The following is a 24,988-nucleotide window of genomic DNA, read 5'->3' as shown; positions in this document are numbered from 1 at the left end:
CCCCGGCCCGGCGGCCGGTGCATGTTGGAAGCGCGCTACGGCCTGGTGCGGAGGTCGTTGTCGGCGAGGCTCAGGGCGTGCTTGAGGACCTCGCAGGCCTGGATGTGGTTGCCGGACTCCTGAAGCAGGTCGGCGAGCCTGCGGCAGACGAGCAGGGCCTCCGGTCCGTACACCTTGTGGACGTGCTGGAAGGCCAGCTCCAGCACCTCGATGGCCTCGTGGACCTGCCCGGTGTCCGCGAGCACTTCCGAGAGCTCCAACTGGACGGCGAGAAGGCCGCCCTGCCCCTGGGACGACTGCTCCCTGAGGGCGAGGCGGAGTATGTTCAGTGCGTCTCGGGTGTTGCCGTTCTCGCGCAGCATGCGCGCGACGTTGAGCCCGGTGGAGACCATGGCGGACCGCACCTCGGCCGCGAGGACGGGACCGGCCGGGGCGCGGCGGGCCGCGCGCGCCTTGTTGCGGATCATCGCGAGCCTGCCCACTCCGTTCTCCTCGGAGCGCTGGGGCGTGGGACGGTTCTTGGACCGCAGGCGTTCGTGCAGCACGCGGTAGAGGGTGTCCAGATCGATCAGGTCGGGGGCGCCGTGCACCCCGAACCTGAGCACCCGCAGCAGTTCCCCGGTGAACGCGGTGTGGCGTTCGCCGTCGGGCGCCAGGGCCAGCCGGTCGCGCGGTGACGCCGTCAGCACGTAGGCCCCGTCGACGGCCGCCTCCGCCGCGAGCACCTCCTTGGCCCCGGCGAGGGTCCGTGCGGCCCGGCCGCTGAAGCAGCAGTCGAGTACGACGATCTTGCGGCTGGCCCGGGCTGTCCGCAGTGCCGTCCTGAGGTGCTGGTAGGCGACGGCCGTGTAGCCGACGTTGTCGCGCGAGCCGCCCAGGGCCAGGTAGAGGTCCGCGGAGTCCTGGTCGCGCATGCCGTGGCCCGAGTAGTACACGACGAGCGTGTCGGTGGCCTCCTCACCCGCCTGGTGCACGGGGTCGAGCATCTCGGAGGGGTTCTGCGGATCGGTCACCACGGTGCAGTGCTGCACGGGCAGACCCCAGACGGTCGCGTCGCACAGCTCGGCGGCGAGATCCACCACGTTCGCCTCGACGGCGGGCAGTTGCGGCATGTACCGGTACGAGGCGGTGCCGATGAGCACGGCCCGGGAGTGGTCGGTGTCAGGGAGTGCGGCCATCGACCGCCCCGTCCTGCGCCGGCGTCCCGGCGGGCTGTGCGGGGGGCTCCACGAGCGGGGGCCCGTCCGCGGTGTCCCGTGCGGCGGCAGGGGCCGGCGGGTCCTCGCCGTCGAGGACGGCGACGATCCGCGTCAGCGCCGCGGTGTCGTTCGCCAGGCCCTCCGGCAGCAGGACCTCCACCTCGCCGCGGCGCAGGATGACGGCGGGGGCCCGGCGGCGCCCGTCGCGCCACTGGAGGACGGACACCACGAGTGCCGCCGCCGAGATCCCGCTGCCGACGGCGAACTCGACCAGGTCGAGCACCGCGCCCATGCTCCCGGCCGGCGGCTCCTCCCCCGCGGCGATACGGCCGCGCACGCCCGCGGGGACGTTCTCGTCCTGCCTCACCCACAGCAGGAGCGAGCGCAGGGCGTCCTCCGTGTCCTCCTCCGGCGACGGGCCGGCGACGCGCACGACGATCTCAGTCACCGACGTTGCTCCTCAGCTCGTCGACCTGGCGGTTCACGCGGGAGAAGAGGTCCACCGCCTCGGCCCCGGCACCCAGCCGGGCCAGGCACACGCCCTGCCAGTACTGGCTGGTGAGCGTGGTCGGATGGTCCGGCCCGAGGGCGGACAGGCACACCGGGACGATCACCGAGAACATCTCGGCCGCCTCCTGGAGCGCTCCCCGCAGCACGAGGTTCACTGCCTCCCGCTGACGCGACAGGGCACTGTCCGCGGTCATGGCGCTCAGAGCCAGATAGCGGGTGGCGTTGGACAGGGACGGCAGGACGTCCATCCCGGCGCGGCCCAGGGAGCTCGACACCTGGGTGGGCCCGTCCGGCCGCACGGTCAGGGACGCCCAGGGATTCCCCTCCGCGGACGGCCCGGGGAGCGGACCGCCGTAGGGAGGCCCAGAGCGGGCGATGTAGGGGACGGACCGCGGCTCGCCCGCACCGTCCACGGCATCGTCGCGCAGCACCCCGCCGAGCCGTTCCGCGAGCAGCGCCTGCCCGTCCTCCGCGAGCCCGTCCAGGTCCCGCAGCAGGTCGGCGGCCTCGGGCCGCCCGGCGGGGTCCTGGCTGCACAGGCGCTCGACGAGGCGGATCACCACGCTCTGGCCGTCCGACGTGCCGGAGGCGGCCAGGCGCGGAACGCCCTCTCCGAGGGCACGCTCCACCACCGCTCCCATGTCCCTGGTGTCCCCGAAGGGCAGTTCGCCGGTGAGCATGAAGTACATGCAGCCGCCCAGGCTGTAGAGGTCGGCGCCCAGGCTGGGAGGCCCGCCGCGCATCACCTCGGGAGCCATGAACTGCGGCGTGCCCACGAGCGCGCCGGTCCTGGTGATCGCCGCCTCGCCCACCAGCCGTGCCAGGCCGAAGTCCTGGAGGACGACCCGCCCCGATCCGGTGACGCTGATGTTCGACGGTTTGACGTCGCGGTGGTGCACGCCCGCCCTGTCGGCCTCCGCCAGGGCACGGGCCGCACCGTCGGCCACGCAGGCCACCACCGAGGGCTCCAGCGGGCCCGCGCGCTCCACGAGGTGGGCCAGGCTCATTCCGTCGAGCACCTGCATGACGAGGTAGGGGACGCCCTCGTCGACCCCGGCGTCATGCAGCGTCACGACGCCCGGGTGGTCGATGCGGGCGAGCGCGCGCACCTCGCGCACGAACCTCTGAAGTGACTCGTTCTCCTCGCCGAGCCCCTCCACGGCCGTCAGCAACTTGACGGCCACGCGCCGGTCGAGCCGGGTGTCCAGGGCCTCGTACACCGAGCCCATGCTGCCGCGGCCCAGGAGGCGCAGCGGCTGGTAGCGGTCGGCTATCAGCCGCGGTTCCCCCGTCCCCCGTTCCTGATCGCTCATCCCCGCACCGGTTCCCCTCCTCCGGCCCGCATCCCCTCGCCCTTCCTCTTCACGCCCCCCATAAGGGCCCGCCGGTGTCCTACGACGACCCGCCTGCCGAACCCACGACGACCAGCGTGCCGAACCTACGACGGCCTGCGCGCCGATGTCACCCGGTAGACGTCGTAGACACCCTCCACGCCGCGAACCGCCTTCAGGACGTGGCCCAGGTGCTTGGGGTCGCCCATCTCGAAGGTGAAGCGGGACGTGGCCACCCGGTCGCGCGAGGTCTGGACGGCCGCGGAGAGGATGTTCACGTGCTGGTCGGACAGCACCCGGGTGACGTCCGAGAGCAGCCGGGAGCGGTCCAGCGCCTCGACCTGGATGGCCACCAGGAACACCGACGACTGGGTGGGCGCCCACTCCACGTCCAGGATCCGCTCCGGCTGCCGGGAGAGGGAGTCCACGTTCACGCAGTCCGCGCGGTGCACCGAGACGCCGTTGCCGCGGGTGACGAAGCCGATGATCGGGTCGCCGGGGACGGGCGTACAGCAGCGGGCCAGCTTGACCCAGACGTCGTCGACGCCCTTGACCACGACCCCGGGGTCGTTGGAGCGGCGCTTGCGGCCCCGGCCGCGGGACGGCGGGGCGCCCTCGGCGATGTCCTCGTTGGCCGCGTCCTCGCCGCCGACGGCCTGGACGAGCTTGTGGACGACGTTCTGCGCGGTGACATGGCCCTCGCCGATCGCCGCGTAGAGCGCGGAGATGTCCGGGTAGCGCATCTCGTGCGCCAGGGTGACCAGGGAGTCGCCGGTGAGGATGCGCTGGATGGGGAGGTTCTGCTTCCGCATCGCCCGCGCGATGGCGTCCTTGCCCTGCTCTATGGCCTCCTCGCGGCGCTCCTTGGAGAACCAGGCACGGATCTTGTTCCGGGCGCGCGGCGACTTGACGAAGCTCAGCCAGTCACGGGACGGTCCCGCGCCGGCGGCCTTGGAGGTGAAGACCTCCACCAGGTCGCCGTTGTCGAGCGTGGACTCCAGGGGCACGAGGCGCCCGTTGACCCGGGCGCCTATCGTGCGGTGGCCCACCTCGGTGTGCACCGCGTAGGCGAAGTCGACCGGCGTGGCGCCCGCGGGAAGCGCTATCACATCACCCTTGGGGGTGAAGACGAAGACCTCGTTGCGGGAGAGGTCGAAGCGCAGCGACTCCAGGAACTCGCTGGGGTCCTCGGTCTCCTTCTGCCAGTCGAGGAGCTGCCGCAGCCACGCCATGTCGTTGACCGCGTCGGCGTCGCGGCCGCCGCGGCCGCCCTTGCTGGTGCGGCTGGACCCCTTGGGCACGTCGGTGCGGACCTTGGAGGCGCCGGCCACCGCCTCCTGCTTGTACTTCCAGTGCGCGGCGATGCCGTACTCGGCCCTGCGGTGCATGTCGAAGGTGCGGATCTGGAGCTCCACGGGCTTGCCGTTGGGGCCGATGACCGTGGTGTGCAGGGACTGGTACATGTTGAACTTGGGCATCGCGATGTAGTCCTTGAACCGGCCGGGGACCGGGTTCCAGCGGGCGTGCACGGTGCCCAGCGCGGCGTAGCAGTCGCGGACCGTGTCGACCAGGACGCGGATGCCCACCAGGTCGTAGATCTCCGCGAAGTCCCGGCCGCGGACGATCATCTTCTGGTAGACGCTGTAGTAGTGCTTCGGGCGGCCGGTGACGGTGGCCTTGATGCGGGCGGCCCGCAGGTCGGCCTGCACCTCGTCGGTCACTATGGCCAGGTACTCGTCCCGCTTCGGCGCGCGCTCCGCCACCAGCCGGACGATTTCGTCGTACATCTTGGGATAGAGGATGGCGAAGGCCAGGTCCTCCAGCTCCCACTTGATGGTGTTCATGCCCAGCCGGTGGGCGAGCGGCGCGTAGATCTCCAGCGTTTCGCGGGCCTTCTTCTCCTGCTTCTCACGCTTCAGGTAGCGCATCGTGCGCATGTTGTGCAGGCGGTCCGCGAGTTTGATCACCAGGACGCGGGGGTCCTTGGCCATGGCGACGACCATCTTGCGCACCGTCTCCGCCTGCGCTGCCTCGCCGAACTTGACCTTGTCCAGCTTGGTGACGCCGTCCACGAGCAGCGCGACCTGCTCGCCGAAGTCGCGGCGGAGGGTGTCGAGGCCGTACTCGGTGTCCTCGACGGTGTCGTGCAGCAGCCCGGCCATCAGGGTCGCCGGGTCCATGCCCAGCTCGGCGAGGATGGTGGTCACGGCGAGCGGGTGGGTGATGTACGGGTCACCGCTCTTGCGCTTCTGGCCGCGGTGCCACCGCTCGGCGACCTGGTAGGCGCGCTCGACCTGGCGGAGCGTGGCCGTCTCGATCTTGGGATCGTTGCTGCGCACTATCCGCAGGAGCGGCTCCAGGACGGGGTTGTACGGGTTCGAGCGCTGCACTCCGAGGCGCGCGAGCCGGGCGCGCACGCGATTGGACGAGCCGGAGCGCGGTGGCTGGCCCGTGGTGGGGCGCCCGGCGGGTGTGGCGGCCGGTGGGCGGGCCGGGGCCGTCGGAGGCCGTCCGGTGCCGGCGCCGGCCCCCGCGCGGGTGGCAGGGGTGGAGCTCGCCGGCCCGCTGGCGTTCTGCTGCGGCCGCTCGGCGGGCGCGGAGCGCGGCTCGGCGGGCGCGGAGCGCGGCTCGGCGGGCGCGGAGCGCGACTCTTCTGCCGCCCGGTCACTGGACGCCTGCGGCCCGTGGGACGCGTGTGACACGGGGCGAGCAGGGGCGGATGCGGACGCGGCAGCCCGGTCGGCCTGCTGATCGGGCGCGGCGGCAAGTGGCTGGGCCTCGTCTGGCAAGGGCGCTCCTCGTGCGCGGTCCGGGTCCACCGGTCGGGCCCCGGATAGCCCATGGTAGCCATCTTGGGACTTTGGCTCGTCTTGGTCCATGTAGCCGACTCTCTGGCTGAAAAACACCGAAGGCGGGCGCCGGATTCCTCCAGGCCCGCCCAGGTTGGTGCGGGGCGCTGCCGCGTTCCTCCCCGCGCCTCGCGCGTGGCGGGTGCGCGCTCCGCCGTCAGAGTGTGATGAGCGCCTCCAGGGGCGCGCCCGCGAGCGACGGCTCGACACGGGCACGCCCGCCGAGGAAACCCAGCTCCATCAGTATGGCGAGGCCCGCGACCTCGGCGCCGGCGCGGCGGATGAGCTGCACCGATGCCTCGGCGGTGCCACCGGTGGCCAGCACGTCGTCGATGATCATCACCCGGTCGCCCTCGGACAGGTCCTCGGCGTGCACCTCGATCTCGGCCGAGCCGTACTCGAGGTCGTACGACTGCCCGAGGGTCGCGCCGGGCAGCTTTCCGGCCTTCCGGACGGGCACGAAGCCGAGGCCCGCCCTGACCGCGACGGGCGCGCCCAGGATGAAGCCCCGCGCCTCCAGGCCGACCACCTTGGTGGCTCCGTGGCGGACGGTGAGCTCGGCGAGCGCGTCCGTGAGCGCGCCGAAGGCCGCGGGGTCGGCCAGGAGCGGGGTGATGTCCTTGAAGAGCACCCCCGGCTCCGGGTAGTCCGGGACATCCCGGATGCGGCTGAGCAGCAGGTCCCGGACGTCGGTCGGCACGGTCTCCCCCGTCTGGGTGCGGGTCCCCACGTCGGTCATCGGCGCTTCCCCGAGGGACGGCCACGGCCGCGGTTGCGGGACGTGGGCTGGACGCGCTGCCCGACCACGGCGGGTGCGGCGTCCTCCGGCTCCATGTCCTGCGGCTCGTCGGGCTCCGGGACCGGCGATCCGAGGGACTCGCCCTTGGCGGCCGCCGCGGCCCGCTTGGCCAGCACGCGCTTCCTCAGATTCCTCAGCGGCTGCTCCCGCTCCTTGAGATCGGTGACCAGCGGCGTCGCGATGAAGATCGACGAGTACGCACCGGCGGCCAGACCGACGAACAGGGACAGCGAGATGTCGTTCAGCATGCCGGCGCCGAGCAGGCCGCCGCCGATGAACAGCAGGCCGGCGACCGGCAGCAGCGCGACGACCGTGGTGTTGATGGAACGCACCAGGGTGCCGTTGATCGACCGGTTGGCGATCTCGCTGTAGGTAAAGCGGTTCTGCTTGAGGATGTCCTTCGAGCTCTCCCTGAGCCCGTCGAAGACCACCACCGTGTCGTACAGCGAGTAACCGAGGATGGTCAGCAGGCCGATGACCGTACCCGGCGAGACCTCGAATCCGACGAGGGCGTAGACACCGACCGTGATGGTGATGTCGTGGATGAGGGCGACCAGGGCCGCCACCGCCATCCGCCACTCGAACGCGATCGCCAGGTAGATCACGACGAGCACCATGAAGATGCCGAGGCCGGTCCACGCCTTGTTGGCGATGGTCTCGCCCCAGCTCGGTCCGACCAGGTCGGCGTTGACGGCGTCCGAGGACACCTTGAGGTCGGTGGCCAGCTTGTCCTTGATCTGGTCGGACTTGCCGGTGTCGATCCCGCTGACCTGGATGCGCAGGCCGCCGGTGCCGAGCTTCTGGACGACCGCGTCCTTGCCGGAGGCCTCCTCGGCGGAGTGCTCCGCGCTGCTCACCGAGACGCTGGTCTTCGGGGTGGTGAAGACCGCACCGCCCTGGAAGTCGATGCTCATGTTGAGCCCGCGCACCACCAGGCCGACGAAGGCCGTGATGGTGATCAGGATGGAGACGCTGTACCAGATCTTCCGCTTGGAGATGAAGTCGTAGCCGATCTCACCTCGGTGCAGCCGGGCGCCGAGAGTTCCGAGTCGAGACATCTCACGCCTCCTTCGTCTCGACGGGGGCGCTCGCGCGGCGGGAGCGGCGCAGCGGTGGTCTCACACCGAGCCGTTTGGGATCGAGGCCCGACCAGGAATGGCCGCTCGCGAAGAACTTCCTGCGCGCCAGGATCGTCATCAGCGGCTTGGTGAACAGGAACACGACGACCACGTCGAGGACGGTGGTCAGTCCGAGCGTGAACGCGAAGCCCTGCACCTTGCCGACCGTGACGATGAAGAGCACGGCCGCGGCGAGGAACGACACGAAGTCGGAGACCAGGATGGTGCGCCGGGCGCGCGGCCAGGCCCGCTCGACGGCGGGGCGCAGGGTGCGGCCCTCGCGGATCCCGTCCCTTATGCGTTCGAAGAACACGATGAACGAGTCGGCCGTGATACCGATGGCGACGATCGCACCGCAGACCGCGGGGAGGTTCAGCGCGAAGCCGATGGTCGGGCCGAGCAGCGCCATGATCGTGTAGGTCAGGGCCGCGGAGACCAGCAGCGAGGCGATGGCGATCGCCGACAGGCCGCGGTAGTAGGTCACCAGGTAGAGCACGACCAGCGCGAGGCCGATCGCGCCGGCGATCAGGCCGGCGTGCAGCTGCTCGCCGCCGAGGGCCGGGGAGACCGTGGTGACGGTCGCCTCCTTGAAGGAGAGCGGCAACGCGCCGTAGGAGAGCATGTTGGCCAGGTCCTGGGCCGACTGCTGGTTGAAGTTGCCGGAGATCTCGGCGTTTCCGCCGGTCAGCGCCTCGCGCACGTACGGGTCGGAGACGACCTCGCCGTCCAGGACGATGGCGAACTGGTTCTGCGGCGACTGCTTCTTCGCCAGCTCACCGGTGATGTCGGCGAACTTCTTGGTGCCGTTACCGGTGAACTGCATCGTGACCTGCCAGCCCGACGCGCCCTGGGTGTCGAAGACCGCCTGGGCCTTGCTCACGTCGGTGCCGGCGACGGCGGCGGGGCCGAGCACGTACTTCTGCCACTGGCCCTGGGAGTCCTTGCCGCAGGCGACCGTGGCGTCGCCCGGCTTCGCGGCGGCCTCGCTGGTCTTGGCGCGCACGGCGGCGTCGGTGCAGTCGAGCTTCTCGAACTTGGCCTGGAGCGCCGCGATGGCGGGATCGCTGGCCGCGCCGCTGGGGGCCGGGCTCGGCGGAGGCGTGTCCGCCGCCTTCCCCGAGGACGCGTTGTCCGTCGAGGACGGCGTGGGGTCGGCCTTGAGGGCCTGGGAGACGGCCCTGCCCTGCGGGGACCCCGAGCCGCTCGCGGTGGGGCTGCCCGAGGAGCCGGAGGAGGTGGCCTGCTGCCCGCCGTCACCGCCGGTCTTGCCGGGGGAGGCGGAGCTGCCGGCGCTTGGGCTGGTGCTGGCGCCGGGCGAGGGGCTGCCGGACTGCTTGGGCGCGGGCGCGCCGCTGGCCAGGGTCAGCACCGGGCGGAAGAAGAGCTGGGCGGTGGTGCCCACCTGCTCACGGGCCTGCTTGGAGTTCGTGCCGCGGGGAATGTTGACGATGATGTTGTTGCTGCCCTGCGTCTGCACCTCGGCCTCGCTGACGCCGAGGCCGTTGACACGGCGCTCGATGATGCTCACGGCCGTGTCCATGTTGGTCTTGTTGACCGCGTTCTTCTGGCCCGGTGTGCTCTTCGCCTGGAGCGTGATGCTCGTGCCACCGGCGAGGTCGATGCCCAGGCGGGGCTTGGTGTTCCCGGACAGGAACATCCCCCCGGTGAGCGCGACGAGCGCGACGAGGATGAGGACCAGGGCACGGCCTGGTTTACCCGAGGCGCTCGTCCGCCGGCCTCTTGTGGGTGATGCCACCTTCTCGTTCTCCCTCTCCCAGCCGCCCGGCGCGGGGAGCGCACGGGCGGCCATGACATGGTGTCGAGATGCCGCGCGAAGTGCGGACGGTCCTGGGACGGCGGTGTCCGAGCGGGTGCTCCGCGGTCCCCGGCCGTGACTACTTCGCTTCGGACTCGCCCTCGGTCTTCTTCGGCTCCGCCTCGTCGGCTGCGGAGGCGGCGTCGGCCTTGGGGGCGTCCTTGGCGGCGGCTTCCGCTGCCGGGGCCTTCTCGTCGGCCTCGGGGGCGTCGTCCTTGTCGGCCTCGGTGGTGCCGGCGGCCTGGGCGGGCTCCTCGTCGGCCGGCTCGCTCTTGCCGAGGTCGACGCGCGAGCCGGCGGGCTCGTCGCCGGTCTCGGTGAGGGAGGACGCGTCGTCCGGAACGACCGGGGTGTCGAGGTCGAGGGCGTCCCCCGCACCGTGCACGATGCGGTTGTACTCCTCGTCGTCGAGGACGGTGGCGATGGCGTTCTTCGCGAAGATCGCGTGGGTGCCGGCGTCGACCTCCAGGAGGACCGTCTCCTCGTGGACCTCCTTGACGGTGGCGTACATTCCGCCGATCGTGCGAACGCCGGAACCGGGCTGCATGTGGTCCCGCATCTGGGCCGCCTGCTGCTGCTTGCGCTTGGTGGACCTCGTCATCAGGAACATGGCCCCGATGAGCACGATGAACGGGAGGAGGGTCACGAGACTCACGGGTCGGAACTTCCTTCATACGGCCGCACACGACTGGACGGCCAGGGTCGGGGGTGGGCACGCCGCCCCGCAGGGGCGGCATCGGCGGAGTCTAGGCGAGTCCGCACGGATGGAACAACGCTCAGCATGGCACCGCAGTTCCTGAGGTGGCGACCGTCCGCGCCGTCATGGCCCGAACAAGTGTTGTTGCCCACCTCCGCCGGGCCCTCCGGGAGAGCCCGGCGGGGGCGTCAGGCCGAGATGGACCCAGGCCGCCGGGGTTGCGATCCGGCCACGGGGCGTGCGGGCGAGCAGGCCCTCCCGCACCAGGAACGGCTCGGCAACCTCCTCCACCGTCTCGCGCTCCTCCCCCACGGCCACGGAGAGTGTGGACAGGCCCACGGGACCGCCGCCGAAGAGCTTGAGCAGCGCCTCCAGCACGGAGCGGTCCAGGCGGTCGAGGCCGCGCGCGTCGACCTCGTAGACGGCGAGGGCCGCCCCGGCCACCTCGCGGGTGATCAGCCCGTCCGCCTTGACCTGGGCGTAGTCGCGGACGCGGCGCAGCAGGCGGTTGGCGATGCGGGGCGTGCCGCGGGACCGGCCGGCGATCTCCGCGGCGCCGTCGGCCTCGATGTGCACGTCGAGCAGGTGCGCCGAACGGTGGATGACGCGCTCCAGCTCGGCGGGCTCGTAGAACTCCATGTGGGCCGTGAACCCGAAGCGGTCGCGCAGCGGGGGCGGCAGCAGGCCCGCCCGGGTGGTGGCGCCGACCAGGGTGAACGGCGGCAGGTCGAGCGGGATGGCGGTGGCGCCGGGGCCCTTGCCGACGATCACGTCGACCCGGAAGTCCTCCATGGCCATGTAGAGCATCTCCTCGGCGGGCCGCGACATCCGGTGGATCTCGTCGAGGAAGAGCACCTCGCCCTCCTGTAGCGAGGAGAGGATCGCGGCGAGGTCGCCGGCGTGCTGGATGGCGGGCCCGCTGGTGATCCGGATCGGGGCGCCCATCTCGGCGGCGATGATCATGGAGAGGGTGGTCTTGCCGAGGCCGGGGGCGCCTGAGAGGAGGACGTGGTCGGCGGTGGCCCCGCGCGCGCGTGCGGCGCGCAGCACCAGGTCGAGCTGCTCGCGGACCTTCTCCTGGCCGATGAACTCGCCGAGGTCCTTGGGGCGCAGCGCGGCTTCGACGGCCTGGTCTTCGCCGTCGGCGAACGCCCCGACGAGCCGGTCCTCCCCGCCGGGGGCGGCGGGAGCGGTGGGCGGGCCGCTGGTCGTGTCGTCGTCCCAGTTCATGCGGTGAGCCTCGCGGGGTCGTACGGGTCGGCGTGGGCGGCCGGCCGGGAGCCGGGAGCGCCCTCAGGGCCTGCGGTCGTGCACCGGCGCAGGGGCGCCGGCGCGTGTAGGGGCGCCTGTCCGCCGGGCGGCACGGGCATGCGTCGGTGCGGCTCCGGCGTGCCTGCGCCCGTGCCCGTACCGCTGCGGTGCGGCGCGGGCACGGGCCCGCGGCGTCGCCGGATCACCGGGTGCGGTTCAGGGTCTGGAGGGCGGCCTTCAGGAGCGGACCCACCTCGGGGGTGGCCCCGGCGGCCTCGGCCTGGGGGGTGATGGACACCACGGCCTCGTCCGCCTCGCGGCCGGCGTAGCCCAGTCCGATCAGGGCGGCGTGCACCTGATCGCGCCAGCCGGTGGCGGCCGGGGCGGCAGCGCGGGACACGGAGCCGACAGGCGCGCCCAGCCGGTCCTTCAGCTCCAGCAGGAGCTTCTGGGCGCCCTTCTTGCCGATGCCGGGAACGGCCGTGAGTGCCTTCTCGTCGCCGGTGGCCACGGCCCTGCGCAGCGCGTCGGGGCTGTGCACGGCGAGCATGGCCTGGGCCAGGCGGGGCCCCACCCCGCTCGCCGTCTGCAGCAGCTCGAAGGTCCCCCGCTCGTCGTCGTCGGCGAAGCCGTACAGGGTGAGGGAGTCCTCGCGCACCACGAGCGAGGTGGCCAGCTTGGCGTGCGCGCCGACACGGAGCGTGGAGAGCGTGTCGGGGGTGCACTGGACGGCGATGCCGAGGCCCCCGACCTCCACCACCGCGGTGTCCGGGGCGAGCGTGGCGACGGGGCCGCTGACGAAGGCGATCATCCGTGGGCCTTTCGTGGGGTGCGGGGGGCCGGCTCCGCTCCGGCGGTGCGTGGGGTGGTGGGTGCGGGGCGCTCGGGCGGCCGCGGCGCCGCTGAGCGGCCCGCGGGAGGCACGGCTCGCGCGGCGGGGCCGCGGGCGGCACCGGCGCGGGCGCGGGCCTGCTGGAGGCGCTGTATCGCCGGGGCGCGCCAGATGTGGCAGATGGCGAGCGCGAGGGCGTCCGCCGCGTCGGCCGGCCTCGGGGGCTCCGCGAGCCGCAGCAGGCGGGTCACCATCGCGGTGACCTGGGCCTTGTCGGCGCGCCCGCTGCCGGTGACGGCGGCCTTGACCTCGCTGGGGGTGTGCAGGGCCACGGGCAGGCCGCGGCGCGCGGCGCAGAGGACGGCCACGGCGCTGGCCTGGGCGGTGCCCATGACCGTGCGCACATTGTGCTGGCTGAAGACGCGCTCCACCGCGACGAACTCCGGCCTGTGCTCGTCCAGCCACTGCTCGATGCCCTGCTCGATGGCGACCAGGCGGTGCCCCATCTCCGCGTCCGCGGGGGTGCGCACGACGCCGACGCCGACCATGGTGAGCGCCCGCCCCGCGACTCCGTCGACCACGCCGACGCCGCACCGCGTCAGGCCGGGGTCCACGCCCAGCACCCGCATCCGCCCCTCCCTCGCCTCGCTCGATGGCCCGTACGAACCGTGGACGGCACGCTACCGGCTGCCACTGACAGAGCGTCCGACGTGCCCCGTGGAGCGCCCGTGCCGCGGGCCGGCGGGGTGTCCCGCCGGCCGTTGCGCGCGGTTCCCGCCGGGGCGGCGGTCAGGCGTCGACCTTCTCCATGATCTCGTCGGAGACGTCGAAGTTGGCGAAGACGTTCTGCACGTCGTCGCTGTCCTCCAGGGCGTCGATCAGCTTGAAGATCTTCTTGGCGCCCTCCTCGTCCAGCTCGACCTGCATGGTGGGGACGAAGTTGGCCTCGGCGGAGTCGTAGTCGATGCCGGCCTCCTGGAGGGCGGAGCGCACGGCGACCAGGTCGGAGGCCTCGCTGAGCACCTCGAAGGACTCGCCCAGGTCGTTGACCTCCTCGGCCCCCGCGTCCAGGACCGCGCCCAGCACGTCGTCCTCGCCGAGCTCGCCCTTGGGGACGATCACGACGCCCTTGCGGTTGAAGAGGTACGAGACCGAGCCGGGGTCGGCCATCGAGCCGCCGTTGCGCGTCATGGCGACGCGGACGTCGGAGGCCGCGCGGTTGCGGTTGTCGGTGAGGCACTCGACGAGCACCGCGACGCCGTTGGGGCCGTAGCCCTCGTACATGATCGTCTCGTACTCGGCGCCGCCGGCTTCGAGGCCGGCACCGCGCTTGACGGCCGAGTCGATGTTCTTGTTCGGGACCGACTGCTTCTTGGCCTTCTGGATGGCGTCGTAGAGCGTGGGGTTGCCCTCCGGGTCGGCCCCACCCATGCGCGCCGCGACCTCGATGTTCTTGATGAGCTTCGCGAAGAGCTTGCCGCGCTTGGCGTCGATCACGGCCTTCTTGTGCTTCGTCGTGGCCCATTTAGAGTGGCCGGACATCTGCCTGTCTCCTTCGCGTAACCCATCTCTGAAACGAACTCCAGAGATCCTACAAGGACGCGGCGCTCCCCTGGCCTCGCACCATCTCCACGAAGAGCGCGTGCATCCGGTGGTCACCGGTGAGTTCGGGGTGGAACGAGGTGGCGAGCACGCCGCCCTGGCGCACGGCGACGACGTGCCCCTCGTGCCGGGCCAGCACCTCGACGTCCGCGCCGACGGACTCGACCCAGGGGGCCCGGATGAAGACGCCCTCCACGGGACCGCCGTCGACCCCGGTGACGTCGACCGCGGCCTCGAAGGACTCGTTCTGGCGGCCGAAGGCGTTGCGGCGCACGATCATGTCGATGCCGCCGAAGGTCTCCTGACCGGAGCGCGGGTCGAGGATCTTGTCGGCGAGCATGATCATACCGGCGCAGGTGCCGTACACGGGCAGCCCGGCACGCACGCGCGTGCGCAGCGGCTCCATGAGGCCGAACAGCACGGCCAGCTTGGAGATGGTGGTGGACTCCCCGCCGGGCACGACGAGTCCGTCGACCTCGGCGAGTTCCTCGGGGCGGCGTACCGCCCTGACCGCGGCGCCCGCCGTGGTCAGGGCGGCCACGTGCTCCCGTACGTCGCCCTGGAGGGCCAGGACGCCTACGACAGGTGTGGTGCTCATCGGTGGGATGACCTGTGCTTCGTCGTTCGGGGGTGTTCGGATGGTTCCCGCTCGGGTGCGGGGCGGCTCACCAGCCCCGGCCGGCGTAGCGCTCCGCCTCCGGGAGGGTGTCCAGGTTGATGCCGACCATCGCCTCGCCGAGGTTGCGGGATGCGTCGGCGACGATCTTGGGGTCGTCGTAGAAGGTGGTCGCCTTCACGATGGCCGCGGCGCGCTTGGCGGGGTCGCCGGACTTGAAGATGCCGGAGCCCACGAAGACGCCCTCGGCGCCGAGCTGGCGCATCAGGGCGGCGTCCGCCGGGGTGGCCACGCCGCCGGCCGAGAAGAGCACCACGGGCAGCTTGCCGAGCGCGGCGACCTCCTTGACCAGCTCGTAGGGGGCGCGCAGTTCCTTGGCGGCGGCGTACAGCTCGTTGTCGTCGAAGGCGCGCAGCCTGCCGATCTCGTTCTTGATCTGGCGCAGGTGGCGGACGGCCTCGACGACGTTGCCGGTGCCGGCCTCGCCCTTGGAGCGGATCATGGCCGCGCCCTCGGCGATCCGGCGCAGCGCCTCACCGAGGTTGGTCGCGCCGCACACGAAGGGGGTGGTGAACGCCCACTTGTCCGAGTGGTTGACCTCGTCGGCCGGGGTCAGCACCTCGGACTCGTCGATGTAGTCGACCCCCAGGGACTGGAGCACCTGTGCCTCGACGAAGTGGCCGATCCGGGACTTGGCCATCACGGGGATGGAGACGGCCTCGATGATGCCCTCGATCATGTCCGGGTCGGACATCCTGGCCACCCCGCCGTGCTTGCGGATGTCGGCCGGAACCCGCTCCAGGGCCATCACGGCGACGGCGCCCGCGTCCTCGGCGATCTTCGCCTGGTCGGGCGTGACGACATCCATGATCACGCCGCCCTTGAGCTGCTCGGCCATGCCCCGCTTGACGCGCGCGGTGCCGGTCGCCGGGGTCCCGTCGTTCTGGGTGGTGCTGGGAAGCGTGGTGGACACGTGTGACCTCACTCGGTGAAGGCGATTTCTGCGGAACGATCGTGCGGCTCGCTGAAGGGCCACTACAAGGGCCAATGATGCAGCAGTGGATCGTTTTGTGCCTTCATGGGTGCGTGCAGGGCCTTCGCGAGGGGCGTCCGCGCCGGCCGGCCGTGCTACCGGCCGTGCTAGGTCGTGTCCGGCGGATCTTCGTGGGCCCGCGACTCCCCCACTGCCTGAAGGGCGTGGGTGGGGGTACCTCCCACGCCCTTCAGGGCAGTGGGGGAGTGCCCCCAGCACCGCACCTCGCCGCGTTGTCGGAGTCATCCGAGTACGCCCCGTACGAGGACGATCCTCCGCCTTGCGATGCACGGCACCAGACGCCGCAGGCTGATCCACGAAGATCCGCCGGACACGACCTAGACGAGTGGTCGGTCCGCCAGGGCGGCCGGCGGCTCGTCGTCCATTTCGAAGGCCATCGGGAAGGGGGCGTGGCCCGCGAGCCGGAACCACCTCACCTTGCGGTGCCTGCGCAGCGCGCGTGCGGCCCCGACCGCGTCGTTGTGGAAGCGGCGCGCCATGGGCACCCGCCGCACGGTCTGGGACAGCTCCTGGACGGCCTCCTCGCCGCCGGGTGCCGCACGGACCACCTCGACCTGCTGGGCCTCGGAGAAGACGGCCCGCAGCGCCTGGCTGAACTCGCTCTCGGCGACCTCCCGCTGCTCCTGCTCCGCCTGCCGCGAGGCGTGCGCGGCCTCGTAGAGCACGATGGACGCGGCCGGGTCGAGCACCCCGGAGGCCGCCAGTTCCTGGGCGACAGAGGCCCGCCGCACCAGTTGGGCGTCGAGGGCGGCACGGGTGGCGTCGATACGGGCGTGCAGCCGGTCGAGCCGTCCCGCGGTCCAGCTCAGGTAGAGGCCGATCGCGATCAGGACGACGACGATCCAGATCAGTGTGGTCACGGGCGGCAAGGCTACCGGTGCGGGCGGCGGCGCCCGCGGGGCGGCTTGCGCGGGCCTGTACAGGCGCCCGCGGCACTCCGCCGGGCCGGGCCCCACGGCCTCGGTCACGGGCCGCAGCGGGTCGCGGCTTCCCGCGCCGACTTCCAGGGCCGGGCCCGGAAGGACCACGGCAGTGCCCGGCCGCCCTGCCCGGCCGGGCGCCGGCGCCTCAGAGCCCCAGGCGGGCCCTCAGCCCCGTGGCGCGCTCGTCGGCCGCGACCGAGGCGGCACCGTCCGTGACCGTCTCGTAGACGGCCAGGATGTCCGCGCCGACCGTCGACCAGTCGAAGCGCCGTACGTGGGCGCTGCCGTGGCTGCGCAGTTCGGCGCGGCGCGCGTCGTCGCCGAGCAGGCGGACCGCCGCGGCGGCCAGCGCGTCGGCGTCCTCGTTGGCGAAGAGCTCGCCGGCCGCGCCGTGGTCCAGGACCTGCGCGAAGGCGTCCAGGTCGGAGGCGAGCACCGGTGCCCCGGCGGACATGGCCTCCACCAGGATGATCCCGAAGCTCTCACCGCCGGTGTTGGGCGCCACGTACAGGTCGACGCTGCGCAGGAAGCGGGCCTTGTCCTCGTCGCTGACCATGCCGAGGAACTCCACGCGCGCGTGCATGTCGCCCGGCAGGCTCTGCAGCGCCTCCTTGCGGTCCCCGCGCCCGGCGACCAGGACACGGACTCCGGGCCGCTCCGCGAGGATCTTGGGAAGCGCCCTCATCAGCACGTGCAGGCCCTTGCGGGGCTCGTCGATGCGCCCTATGAAGCCGATCGTGCCGCCCTTGCCCGTGTTCGCGCCCCTGGCGAGCTCCGACTGCCAGTCGGGCCGGGCCTCCGCCTTGGCGAAGAAGTCGACGTCGACGCCGTTGGGGATGACGACGGCGTCGCCGCCCAGGTGCTCGACGAGGGTGCGCCGTGCGTACTCGCTGACGGCGATGCGCGCGCTGATCTTCTCCAGGGCGTGCTGGAGCAGCGCGTACGCGGCGATCATCGCCTTGGAGCGCGGATTGGACGTGTGGAAGGTGGCGACCATGGGGCCCTGCGCGGCCCAGCAGGTGAGCAGTCCCAGCGACGGGGAGCTGGGCTCGTGGATGTGGATGACGTCGAACGAGCCGTCGTGCAGCCAGCGGCGCACCCGGGCCGCCGACAGGATGCCGAAGTTGAGCCGGGCGACCGATCCGTTGTAGGGCACGGGGACGGCCCGGCCCGCGGAGACCACGTAGGGCGGCAGCGGGGTGTCGTCGTCCGCCGGGGCGAGCACGGACACCTCGTGGCCCCGGCCGATCAGGTGCTCCGCCAGGTCGCGGATGTGGAACTGGACGCCGCCTGGCACGTCCCAGGAGTACGGGCAGACGATGCCGACCCTCACGTCGTCTCCCGGGCGCCCTCGGCGGGCGGCTTCGCCGGATCGAGATCGGCGAGCCAGAGTCGTTGCAGCATGTGCCAGTCCTCGGGGTGTTCGGCGATGCCCCCGGCGAACACGTCGGCGAGGGCCTGTGTCATCACAGACGCCTTTTCACGGCGGTTGCCTGAGTCCGGCACCTCGATGGGCGGATGCACCCGGCCCTGCATCACCGGTGAGCGGTCGAACCAGAGGGTGACCGGCAGCAGCGCCGCGCCGGTCTGCTGGGCCAGTATCGCGGGGCCCGGCGGCATGCGGGTGCGCTCCCCGAAGAACGTCACCTCGGTTCCGGACGCCGACAGGTCGCGGTCGGCGACCAGGCACACCATGCCGCCGGCGCGCAGCCGCCTGGCCAGGACGCCGAACGCCGAGCCGCCGGTGTGCGGCAGCACCTCCATGCCGAGGCCGACCCGGTAGGCGACGAACCGGTCGTAGAGGCTCTCCGGTTTGAGCCGCTCCATGACGGTGGTGAACGGCATGCGCAGCGCGGTGTTGACCCAGGCGCCCGCCAGGTCCCAGTTCCCGAGGTGCGGTAGCGCTATGATCACGCCCCGTCCCGCGGAGAGGGCCTCCATGAGGTGGTGCACGTCCTTGGGGGCGAAGCCGCCCGAGATCCGCTCCTCGCTCCAGACGGGCAGCCGGAAGGACTCCATCCAGTAGCGCATATAGGAACGCATACCCGCCCTGGAGAGGGCGGTGAGCCGCTCGGGTCCGGCATCGGGCACGACCCGGGCGAGGTTGCGCTCAAGCTGCAGCACGCCCGTGCCGCGCCGCTTCCAGACGGTGTCCGCGATGGTCTGCCCGAGGCGGACGGCGACGGGCTCGGGGAGCTTCTTCACGGTGCCCCAGCCGAGTCCGTAGAGCGCGTCGCTCAGGCGCTCGCCGGTCCGTTCCGCGAGGCGGCGGCCGCCCGGGCCCCGCACGGGCGTGGCGCCGTGGGGGCCGGGGCCCTTGGCGGCGGGACGGTCCTCGGTGGTGCGTGAGGAGTCCTCCGCGCCGGTCACGAGGCGGCCCCGCTGCTGCTCTGGGCCGGCGCGCCCGCTTCGGCCTCCGCGGCTTCCCTGCGGACGGTGACGACGCGCTGGACGAGCGTGACCAGGCTGCCCACGGCGACCGCCCACAGGGCGATCGGCAGCAGCACCTGGATGCCCGGCACGCCGAACTTGTGGAAGCCCGCGAGCCCGGTGAGGACCAGCGTGATCACCAGCCGCTCCGCCCGCTCGACCAGGCCGTTCACCGCGACCGGCAGGCCGATCGACTCGCCGCGCGCCTTGGTGTACGACACCACCTGGCCGCTGACCAGGCAGAACAGCGTGACGGCGCAGAGGATGTCGTTGTCGCCGCGGCCGGCGTACCAGAGCGCGAGACCGCTGAAGACCGCGCCGTCGGCGACGCGGTCCAGGGTGGAGTCGAGGAACGCCCCCCAGGGGCTGGAGCGGCCGAGCTGGCGCGCCATGTTGCCGTCCACCAGGTCCGAGAACACGAACAGGGTGATGACGACCGTGCCCCAGAAGAACTCGCCTCGCGGGAAGAACGCCAGCGCGCCCGCCACCACCCCGGCCGTGCCGATCAGCGTGACCGCGTCCGGGCTGACGCCGCGGCGGATGAGGAAGGCGGCGAACGGGGTGAGGACACGCGTGAAGAACGCACGCGCGTACTTGTTCAGCATGGTTTTCCCGAGGGTCCGTGGGACGGCCGGCCCCTGCCGGCCGCCGGATGGCCCATCGTAGCCAGGCGCGTGCGGGGCCGGCCCGCGGGCACCCGTGGTCCGCGGGATCCCGTACGACGTATGGACGCACCATGACGGGAGTGGAAAGCTCGAAAGACAACCGCGGGCGTCGCATGAGCCGCCACCGCACGCGGCATGCGCGCCCCGCGCCAGGCAGGACCTCACCGAGTACGTGACCGGGAGGCACAGCATGGGCGACAAGGCGAACACGCAAGCCGGGGCCGCCGGCAGGGCGGCGACGGCCGGCCACCCCGCCTCGGTACGGAACGTGGTAATGGTCGGCCACAGCGGATCGGGCAAGACGACGCTGGTGGAGGCCCTCGCGCTGACGGCGGGCGCGGTGAACCGCGCGGGCCGCGTCGAGGACGGCGGCACCCTTTCCGACTACGACGAGATCGAGCACCGCCAGCAGCGTTCGGTGCAGCTCTCCGTGATCCCCCTCGAATGGGGCGATTACAAGATCAATCTACTGGACACACCCGGATACGCCGACTTCGTCGGGGAACTCAGGGCCGGTCTGCGAGCGGCGGACGCGGCCCTTTTCGTCGTCTCGGCGGCGGAGGGCGCGGAGGGCATCATGGGCGCCCCGCGCGCCGTGTGGGAGGAGTGCGCGGCCGTGGGCATGCCGCGCGCCATCGTGATCACCCACCTGGAGGCGGCGCGATCCGACTTCGAGGAGATGACGCGGGTGTGCGCCGAGGCGTTCGGCGCGGACGACCCGGACGCGGTGCTTCCGCTGTATCTGCCGCTGCACGGCGCCCCGGGGCCGGACGGGCACGCGCCCGTGACCGGCCTGACCGGCCTGCTGTCGCAGCGCCTGTACGACTACGCGTCCGGCACGCGCGAGGAGCACGAGCCCGACGAGGAGCGGCTGCCGCTGATCACCGAGGCGCGCAACCGGCTCATCGAGGGGATCATCTCCGAGAGCGAGGACGAGACCCTCATGGACCGCTATCTCGGCGGTGCGGAGATAGCGGTCCCGACGCTGGTGGCCGATCTGGAGAAGGCGGTGGCGCGCGGGGTGTTCCACCCGGTCCTGGCCGCCGCCCCGCCGCCGGCCGGCTCCCGCACGGGGCTCGGCACCGTGGAGGTCCTGGAGCTGATCACGGGCGGCTTCCCGTCGCCCCTGGAGCACGAGGTGCCCGCGGTGACCACGCCCCAGGGCGGATCAGGGCCCACGCCGTCCTGTGACCCCGAGGGGCCGCTGATCGCCGAGGTGGTGAAGACCGCGTCCGACCCGTACGTGGGGCGGGTCTCCCTGGTGCGGGTCTTCTCCGGCACGCTGCGCCCCGACCAGATGGTGCACGTCTCCGGACACGGCATGGCGGACCACGGCACCGACGAGCGCGACCTGCACGAGGCGGACGAGCGCCTGGGCGCGCTGTCGTCGCCGTTCGGCAAGCAGCAGCGGCCGCTGGCCCAGTGCGTGGCCGGGGATCTCGCCTGCATCTCGAAGCTCTCCCACGCCGAGACCGGTGACACGCTCTCCGGACGGGACGTCCCGCTGCTGATGGAGCCGTGGGACATGCCGGACCCGCTGCTGCCGCTGGCCATCGAGGCGCACAGCAAGGCCGACGACGACAAGCTGTCCCAGGGCCTGGCCCGGCTGGTCGCCGAGGACCCCACGATGCGCCTGGAGCAGAACCAGGACACCCACCAGCTCGTGCTCTGGTGCCTGGGAGAGGCCCATGCGGACGTCGCCCTGGAGCGGCTGCGCTCGCGCTACGGGGTGCAGGTCGACCTGGTGCCGCACAAGGTGTCCCTGCGGGAGACCTTCGCGGCCAAGGCAGCAGGCCGGGGACGGCACGTGAAGCAGTCCGGCGGCCACGGGCAGTTCGCCATCTGCGAGATCGAGGTCGAGCCCCTGCCGGAGGGCAGCGGCATCGAGTTCGTCGACAAGGTCGTCGGGGGCGCCGTACCGCGGCAGTTCATCCCGTCCGTGGAGAAGGGCGTGCGCGCTCAGGCGGCGAAGGGGGTGGCGACCGGCCATCCGCTGGTCGACGTGCGGGTCACCCTGCTCGACGGCAAGTCGCACTCGGTGGACTCCTCGGACGCGGCGTTCCAGACGGCGGGTGCGCTCGCCCTGCGCGAGGCCGCAGCGGGCGCCCGGATCCATCTGCTGGAGCCGGTGGCGGAGGTGCGGGTGCTCGTCGGCGACTCCTACGTGGGCTCGGTGATGAGCGATCTGTCCGGCCGGCGCGGGCGCGTGGTCGGCACCGAGCAGACGCCGGGCGGGCGGACGCTGATCCGTGCCGAGGTCCCCGAGATCGAGATCGGCAGGTACGCCGTGGACCTGCGCTCCGTCTCGCACGGCACCGCGCAGTTCGGCCGGTCCTACGCCCGGCACGAGCCGATGCCGTCGGGGATCGCCGAGCGGATCCGCGATCAGGCGGAAGCGTTCGCATGAATCGGTGTCCGGGCGGAAAGACACTGGTTGGACCGACGACACAACGTGACCCGATGTGACACAGGGTGTGCCCGGAGCCCGCCGCAGGGCCGGCGGAGGGCCCGTGCCCCATAGGGCGTGACACCGACTGGACATGCGCGACGAACGGAACGAGCCGGTACGGCAACGCGGGCCCGTGCGGGCGCAAGGCGCGACGCGAGGTCCGGCGGGAGTGGGAGGGCGGCCGTCCCGGCCACCCCGCTTCCCCGGGCTCGGGCGGTCTTCACGCATGTGCGGGCAGGGCCTGCCCGGTGCCCGGGGCGGCCGGGGAGGTTTTCCACAGGCCCGAGCAGAGATCTCCCGTCCTCGATACGCTGATGACCTGATCAAGTCGATGACCCGACCAACAGGTGTGCGGGACAGGGAAGTCGGGAAGGGCCCGCATGAGCGCGGGCGAAGCGGCGATGGGGGCGGTAGTGGCGGACGACGTATTCGACTTCAGGCCTGGGGCACAGGTCCCGCTCTCGGGTGCCCCGGGCCAGACCGCGGCCACGCAGGCTCTGGCGTCGGCCGCGTACCGCGACAGCGACATGGAGAAGATCCTCGACGCCAACAGCGACTGGCACCAGTCGAAGGTGAAGCCCGGCAAGATCGCCATGTTCAAGCCCAATCTGGGTGAGGCGTTCTCGCGCGCCATCCAGTTGCGGATGCTGGGCGGCGGCCGTGCGGCGCTCATCCAGTCCTTCGGTACCGAGCCGCAGGTGATCGTCGAGCACTGCCTCGCCGCGAGCCGCATACGCCGCGAGCGCGACAGCTGGCTGACGGCCGTGATGGTGCTCTGCGGAGTGATCTTCCTGCCGGGCCTGATCGCCTGGCTGCTGGTCTTCCAGCTCCGCCGGATGATCAACAAGTCCACGAACAGCCGCGCCTCCACGCTCTCCTCCGCACTGCTGCTGGGCTTCGGCATCCTGGCCGTGGTCTTCCTGGTCGAGCTGCCCCTCTCGGGCTTCTGGGCCTGGTACGGCCGGGCTGCCATCGTGGCGCCGGTGATCGGCTGGGTCTGGGCCCGGCGGATCTGCGAGCGCACGGCCCAGGACCTGCGCGACCGCTGGGGAGGCCTGCTCTCCGGCTCCGGCGTCGGCCCCAAGATCCCGGAGGCGGTGCCCACCCACCCCAACCAGACGGCCGCCGAGCAGCTCCGGCAGAGCCTGGCCAGGCTCTCCGCGGAGCAGCAGTCGAACTCCGTCTTCTACGCGGGCCCCAAGGGCATCCTCGGGATGGGCACGCGGTGGGGCAGCTGGCAGCTCGCGGAGGAGCTGGTGCCCAGCGAACCGGGCACGGAGATCAACCCCTTCCGCAGCTGGGACGTGATACGGGCCATCCACGACCAGCTCCGCCTGCTGGACCGCAAGCCCATCCACACGGGCGGCTTCCCGGCCCCGTCGGTGAAGCACTGGATCGTCACGCCCATCGCCGAGGGCGCCGGCAGCGTGTCGCGGCCGACGGGCACCGACGTCGAGGCCTTCCAGATCAAGCAGCACGAGATCCAGCGGATCTGCAACGAGCAGCAGTTCGGCAGCGGCGACCGCCACTACCTGGGCGTGCAGTTCGTCCTGTGGGACGGCCAGCTGGTGATCACCATGCTGATCACCGTCACGGTGCTCCACGAGACCCTGCGCATCGAGGTCACGGGTCACGCACTGGGGCCGGTGCACGGGCTGTTCACGTCGAAGCCCTCTCCCGAGACGAAGACGGTCACGAAGCCGATCAGGTTCTGGGAGACCAAGAGCGTCAACCTCCCCGTCGTCAAGCCGGACGAGGTGGTGCGGCTGGCGGTCCGGGCACCCTTCACCTGGTACCCGCCGCTGCTCGACTTCCTGGGCGGAAGCCTGGCCCTGCCCGAGCCCTTCGGCCTGCGGCACGCCTGGGCGGACAAGCCGTGGCGGCACCGCTTCATGGCCGACGACGCGCTGCGCACCGCCACCCCGGTGCTCCGGGTGGTGCACGCGGCGGCGATCAAGGTCCTTCAGGAGAACGGCGTCGACACCGAGAAGTTCGGCAGCCGTTCGGGCGCGCTCAGCGGCCAGATCCAGGACCCGGCGCCCAAGAAGGCGGATGTGTACGACGCGTAGCGCGGCCCGCTCGGACGGCGGGCCGCATCCGGCCCGGTCACCGGGCTGCCGCGGGTGGACCGTGCCCCGGGGACCCCAGTAGGCCCGGAGCCGGTCCCGTCCCCCGGCTGGTCCGCGGTGGGCCGAGGTGCTCTTCCCCTCCGCGCAGCCCTCGCCGGCGGAGGACCCTAGATGGACGGCCAGGCCGCCGCGAGCATGGCCCGGGTGTCCGCGAGGAGTTGCGGCAGCACCTTGGTGTGCCCGACGACCGGCATGAAGTTGGTGTCGCCGCCCCATCGGGGCACCACGTGCTGGTGCAGATGGGCGGCGATGCCCGCACCGGCGACGGCGCCCTGGTTCATGCCGATGTTGAAGCCGTGCGCCCCGGAGGCGGTCCGCAGGGCCGTCATCGCCTGCTTGGTGAGCTCGGCGAGCTCCGCCGTCTCCTCGACCGTGAGGTCCGTGTAGTCGGCGACGTGCCGGAAGGGGACGACCATGAGGTGCCCGCCGTTGTACGGGTAGAGGTTCAGCACGGCGTAGACCTGCTCGCCGCGCCTGATGATCAGACCGTCCTCGTCCGACTTGGCCGGGATGGAGCAGAAAGGACACCCGTCGCCCGCCTCGGGGCCGGTCGGCTTGTTCTCACCCTGGATGTAGGCCATCCGATGGGGCGTCCACAGGCGCTGGAACGCGTCCGGCGTTCCCACCCCGATCTGCTGCTCCGGCTCACTCGTCATGGAGTGCAGCATATGGCTTCACGGGGCATGCAGGGCAAAAGGCCCCCGAGCCGTTCCGGGGG

The 24,988-nt window shown here is 72.0% G+C and carries 21 protein-coding genes; 2 read left to right on the top strand and 19 right to left on the bottom strand.

Annotation, left to right across the window (positions count from 1 at the left end; translation table 11 throughout):
- Positions 1-35 precede the first annotated feature (35 nt).
- The 18 genes from Sm713_RS21600 to pgsA form a co-directional block, all read right to left on the bottom strand.
- Entirely contained in the window at positions 36-1,178 is a 1,143-nt protein-coding gene (locus Sm713_RS21600; protein ID WP_212911206.1) for a caspase domain-containing protein, read from the bottom strand.
- Positions 1,162-1,647 carry a hypothetical protein gene (locus tag Sm713_RS21595; RefSeq protein WP_212911205.1) on the bottom strand — a complete coding sequence of 162 codons (486 nt, stop codon included), beginning with the start codon at positions 1,645-1,647 and terminating at the stop codon, positions 1,162-1,164. Before Sm713_RS21595 ends, Sm713_RS21600 begins: the two co-directional genes overlap by 17 nt.
- The gene (locus Sm713_RS21590) at positions 1,640-3,022 is read right to left on the bottom strand and encodes a serine/threonine-protein kinase (RefSeq protein WP_212911204.1); all 1,383 of its coding nucleotides are present in this window, start codon (positions 3,020-3,022) and stop codon (positions 1,640-1,642) included. Before Sm713_RS21590 ends, Sm713_RS21595 begins: the two co-directional genes overlap by 8 nt.
- Before the next feature lie 125 nt (positions 3,023-3,147).
- On the bottom strand, positions 3,148-5,742 hold the full coding sequence (locus tag Sm713_RS21585; protein WP_374196017.1) for a bifunctional (p)ppGpp synthetase/guanosine-3',5'-bis(diphosphate) 3'-pyrophosphohydrolase: 2,595 nt from the start codon (positions 5,740-5,742) through the stop codon (positions 3,148-3,150).
- Between the two features lie 304 nt (positions 5,743-6,046).
- Entirely contained in the window at positions 6,047-6,628 is a 582-nt protein-coding gene (locus tag Sm713_RS21580; RefSeq protein WP_212911202.1) for an adenine phosphoribosyltransferase, read from the bottom strand.
- The gene (gene secF, locus Sm713_RS21575; RefSeq protein WP_212911201.1) at positions 6,625-7,746 is read right to left on the bottom strand and encodes a protein translocase subunit SecF; all 1,122 of its coding nucleotides are present in this window, start codon (positions 7,744-7,746) and stop codon (positions 6,625-6,627) included. The genes Sm713_RS21580 and secF overlap by 4 nt, the downstream gene beginning before the upstream one ends.
- A gap of 1 nt (position 7,747) precedes the next feature.
- A complete protein-coding gene (gene secD, locus Sm713_RS21570) occupies positions 7,748-9,562 on the bottom strand; it encodes a protein translocase subunit SecD (protein WP_212911200.1) in 1,815 nt (604 codons plus the stop codon).
- A 139-nt stretch (positions 9,563-9,701) separates the two neighbouring features.
- On the bottom strand, positions 9,702-10,277 hold the full coding sequence (gene yajC, locus Sm713_RS21565) for a preprotein translocase subunit YajC (RefSeq protein ID WP_212911199.1): 576 nt from the start codon (positions 10,275-10,277) through the stop codon (positions 9,702-9,704).
- Positions 10,278-10,442: 165 nt separating this feature from the next.
- The gene (ruvB, locus tag Sm713_RS21560; RefSeq protein ID WP_212911198.1) at positions 10,443-11,549 is read right to left on the bottom strand and encodes a Holliday junction branch migration DNA helicase RuvB; all 1,107 of its coding nucleotides are present in this window, start codon (positions 11,547-11,549) and stop codon (positions 10,443-10,445) included.
- Between the two features lie 223 nt (positions 11,550-11,772).
- The gene (gene ruvA / locus Sm713_RS21555; RefSeq protein WP_212911197.1) at positions 11,773-12,381 is read right to left on the bottom strand and encodes a Holliday junction branch migration protein RuvA; all 609 of its coding nucleotides are present in this window, start codon (positions 12,379-12,381) and stop codon (positions 11,773-11,775) included.
- On the bottom strand, positions 12,378-13,031 hold the full coding sequence (gene ruvC, locus Sm713_RS21550; RefSeq protein ID WP_212911196.1) for a crossover junction endodeoxyribonuclease RuvC: 654 nt from the start codon (positions 13,029-13,031) through the stop codon (positions 12,378-12,380). The genes ruvA and ruvC overlap by 4 nt, the downstream gene beginning before the upstream one ends.
- Positions 13,032-13,191: 160 nt before the next feature.
- Positions 13,192-13,944, bottom strand: coding sequence for a YebC/PmpR family DNA-binding transcriptional regulator (locus tag Sm713_RS21545; protein WP_212911195.1), 753 nt, complete (start codon positions 13,942-13,944; stop codon positions 13,192-13,194).
- Between the two features lie 49 nt (positions 13,945-13,993).
- A complete protein-coding gene (pdxT, locus tag Sm713_RS21540) occupies positions 13,994-14,602 on the bottom strand; it encodes a pyridoxal 5'-phosphate synthase glutaminase subunit PdxT (RefSeq protein ID WP_212911194.1) in 609 nt (202 codons plus the stop codon).
- 67 nt (positions 14,603-14,669) lie between these two features.
- Entirely contained in the window at positions 14,670-15,593 is a 924-nt protein-coding gene (gene pdxS / locus Sm713_RS21535) for a pyridoxal 5'-phosphate synthase lyase subunit PdxS (RefSeq protein ID WP_212911193.1), read from the bottom strand.
- 398 nt (positions 15,594-15,991) lie between these two features.
- On the bottom strand, positions 15,992-16,543 hold the full coding sequence (locus tag Sm713_RS21530) for a hypothetical protein (RefSeq protein ID WP_212911192.1): 552 nt from the start codon (positions 16,541-16,543) through the stop codon (positions 15,992-15,994).
- Positions 16,544-16,742: 199 nt separating this feature from the next.
- Positions 16,743-17,930 carry a glycosyltransferase family 4 protein gene (locus Sm713_RS21525; RefSeq protein ID WP_212911191.1) on the bottom strand — a complete coding sequence of 396 codons (1,188 nt, stop codon included), beginning with the start codon at positions 17,928-17,930 and terminating at the stop codon, positions 16,743-16,745.
- On the bottom strand, positions 17,927-18,886 hold the full coding sequence (locus tag Sm713_RS21520; protein WP_212912172.1) for a phosphatidylinositol mannoside acyltransferase: 960 nt from the start codon (positions 18,884-18,886) through the stop codon (positions 17,927-17,929). Before Sm713_RS21520 ends, Sm713_RS21525 begins: the two co-directional genes overlap by 4 nt.
- Before the next feature lie 77 nt (positions 18,887-18,963).
- Entirely contained in the window at positions 18,964-19,632 is a 669-nt protein-coding gene (pgsA, locus tag Sm713_RS21515) for a phosphatidylinositol phosphate synthase (RefSeq protein WP_212911190.1), read from the bottom strand.
- Positions 19,633-19,882: 250 nt separating this feature from the next.
- Between pgsA and Sm713_RS21510 the strand changes: the two genes are divergently transcribed.
- Both Sm713_RS21510 and Sm713_RS21505 read left to right on the top strand, forming a co-directional pair.
- Positions 19,883-22,099 carry an elongation factor G-like protein EF-G2 gene (locus Sm713_RS21510; protein ID WP_212911189.1) on the top strand — a complete coding sequence of 739 codons (2,217 nt, stop codon included), beginning with the start codon at positions 19,883-19,885 and terminating at the stop codon, positions 22,097-22,099.
- Positions 22,100-22,542: 443 nt separating this feature from the next.
- On the top strand, positions 22,543-24,210 hold the full coding sequence (locus Sm713_RS21505) for a hypothetical protein (protein ID WP_212912171.1): 1,668 nt from the start codon (positions 22,543-22,545) through the stop codon (positions 24,208-24,210).
- A gap of 167 nt (positions 24,211-24,377) precedes the next feature.
- Here Sm713_RS21505 and Sm713_RS21500 read toward each other — a convergent pair whose 3' ends face one another.
- Positions 24,378-24,938: an HIT domain-containing protein gene (locus Sm713_RS21500; RefSeq protein WP_212911188.1), complete on the bottom strand. Its 561-nt coding sequence runs from the start codon at positions 24,936-24,938 to the stop codon at positions 24,378-24,380.
- Positions 24,939-24,988 lie beyond the last annotated feature (50 nt).

Source organism: Streptomyces sp. TS71-3 (genome assembly GCF_018327685.1).
GTDB lineage: Bacteria > Actinomycetota > Actinomycetes > Streptomycetales > Streptomycetaceae > Streptomyces.
The sequence above is the reverse complement of the archived record's forward strand: the minus strand, read 5'-3'. Positions and strand labels throughout refer to the sequence as shown.

Excerpts from the sequence above, each read along its gene's own strand:
- Sm713_RS21600 (WP_212911206.1), bottom strand. The coding sequence starts at position 1,178 with ATGGCCGCACTCCCTGACACCGACCACTCCCGGGCCGTGCTCATCGGC.
- Sm713_RS21590 (WP_212911204.1), bottom strand. The coding sequence starts at position 3,022 with ATGAGCGATCAGGAACGGGGGACGGGGGAACCGCGGCTGATAGCCGAC.
- Sm713_RS21580 (WP_212911202.1), bottom strand. The coding sequence starts at position 6,628 with ATGACCGACGTGGGGACCCGCACCCAGACGGGGGAGACCGTGCCGACC.
- secF (WP_212911201.1), bottom strand. The coding sequence starts at position 7,746 with ATGTCTCGACTCGGAACTCTCGGCGCCCGGCTGCACCGAGGTGAGATC.
- ruvB (WP_212911198.1), bottom strand. The coding sequence starts at position 11,549 with ATGAACTGGGACGACGACACGACCAGCGGCCCGCCCACCGCTCCCGCC.
- ruvA (WP_212911197.1), bottom strand. The coding sequence starts at position 12,381 with ATGATCGCCTTCGTCAGCGGCCCCGTCGCCACGCTCGCCCCGGACACC.
- ruvC (WP_212911196.1), bottom strand. The coding sequence starts at position 13,031 with ATGCGGGTGCTGGGCGTGGACCCCGGCCTGACGCGGTGCGGCGTCGGC.
- Sm713_RS21545 (WP_212911195.1), bottom strand. The coding sequence starts at position 13,944 with ATGTCCGGCCACTCTAAATGGGCCACGACGAAGCACAAGAAGGCCGTG.
- pdxT (WP_212911194.1), bottom strand. The coding sequence starts at position 14,602 with ATGAGCACCACACCTGTCGTAGGCGTCCTGGCCCTCCAGGGCGACGTA.
- pgsA (WP_212911190.1), bottom strand. The coding sequence starts at position 19,632 with ATGCTGAACAAGTACGCGCGTGCGTTCTTCACGCGTGTCCTCACCCCG.
- Sm713_RS21510 (WP_212911189.1), top strand. The coding sequence starts at position 19,883 with ATGGGCGACAAGGCGAACACGCAAGCCGGGGCCGCCGGCAGGGCGGCG.
- Sm713_RS21505 (WP_212912171.1), top strand. The coding sequence starts at position 22,543 with ATGGGGGCGGTAGTGGCGGACGACGTATTCGACTTCAGGCCTGGGGCA.
- Sm713_RS21500 (WP_212911188.1), bottom strand. The coding sequence starts at position 24,938 with ATGCTGCACTCCATGACGAGTGAGCCGGAGCAGCAGATCGGGGTGGGA.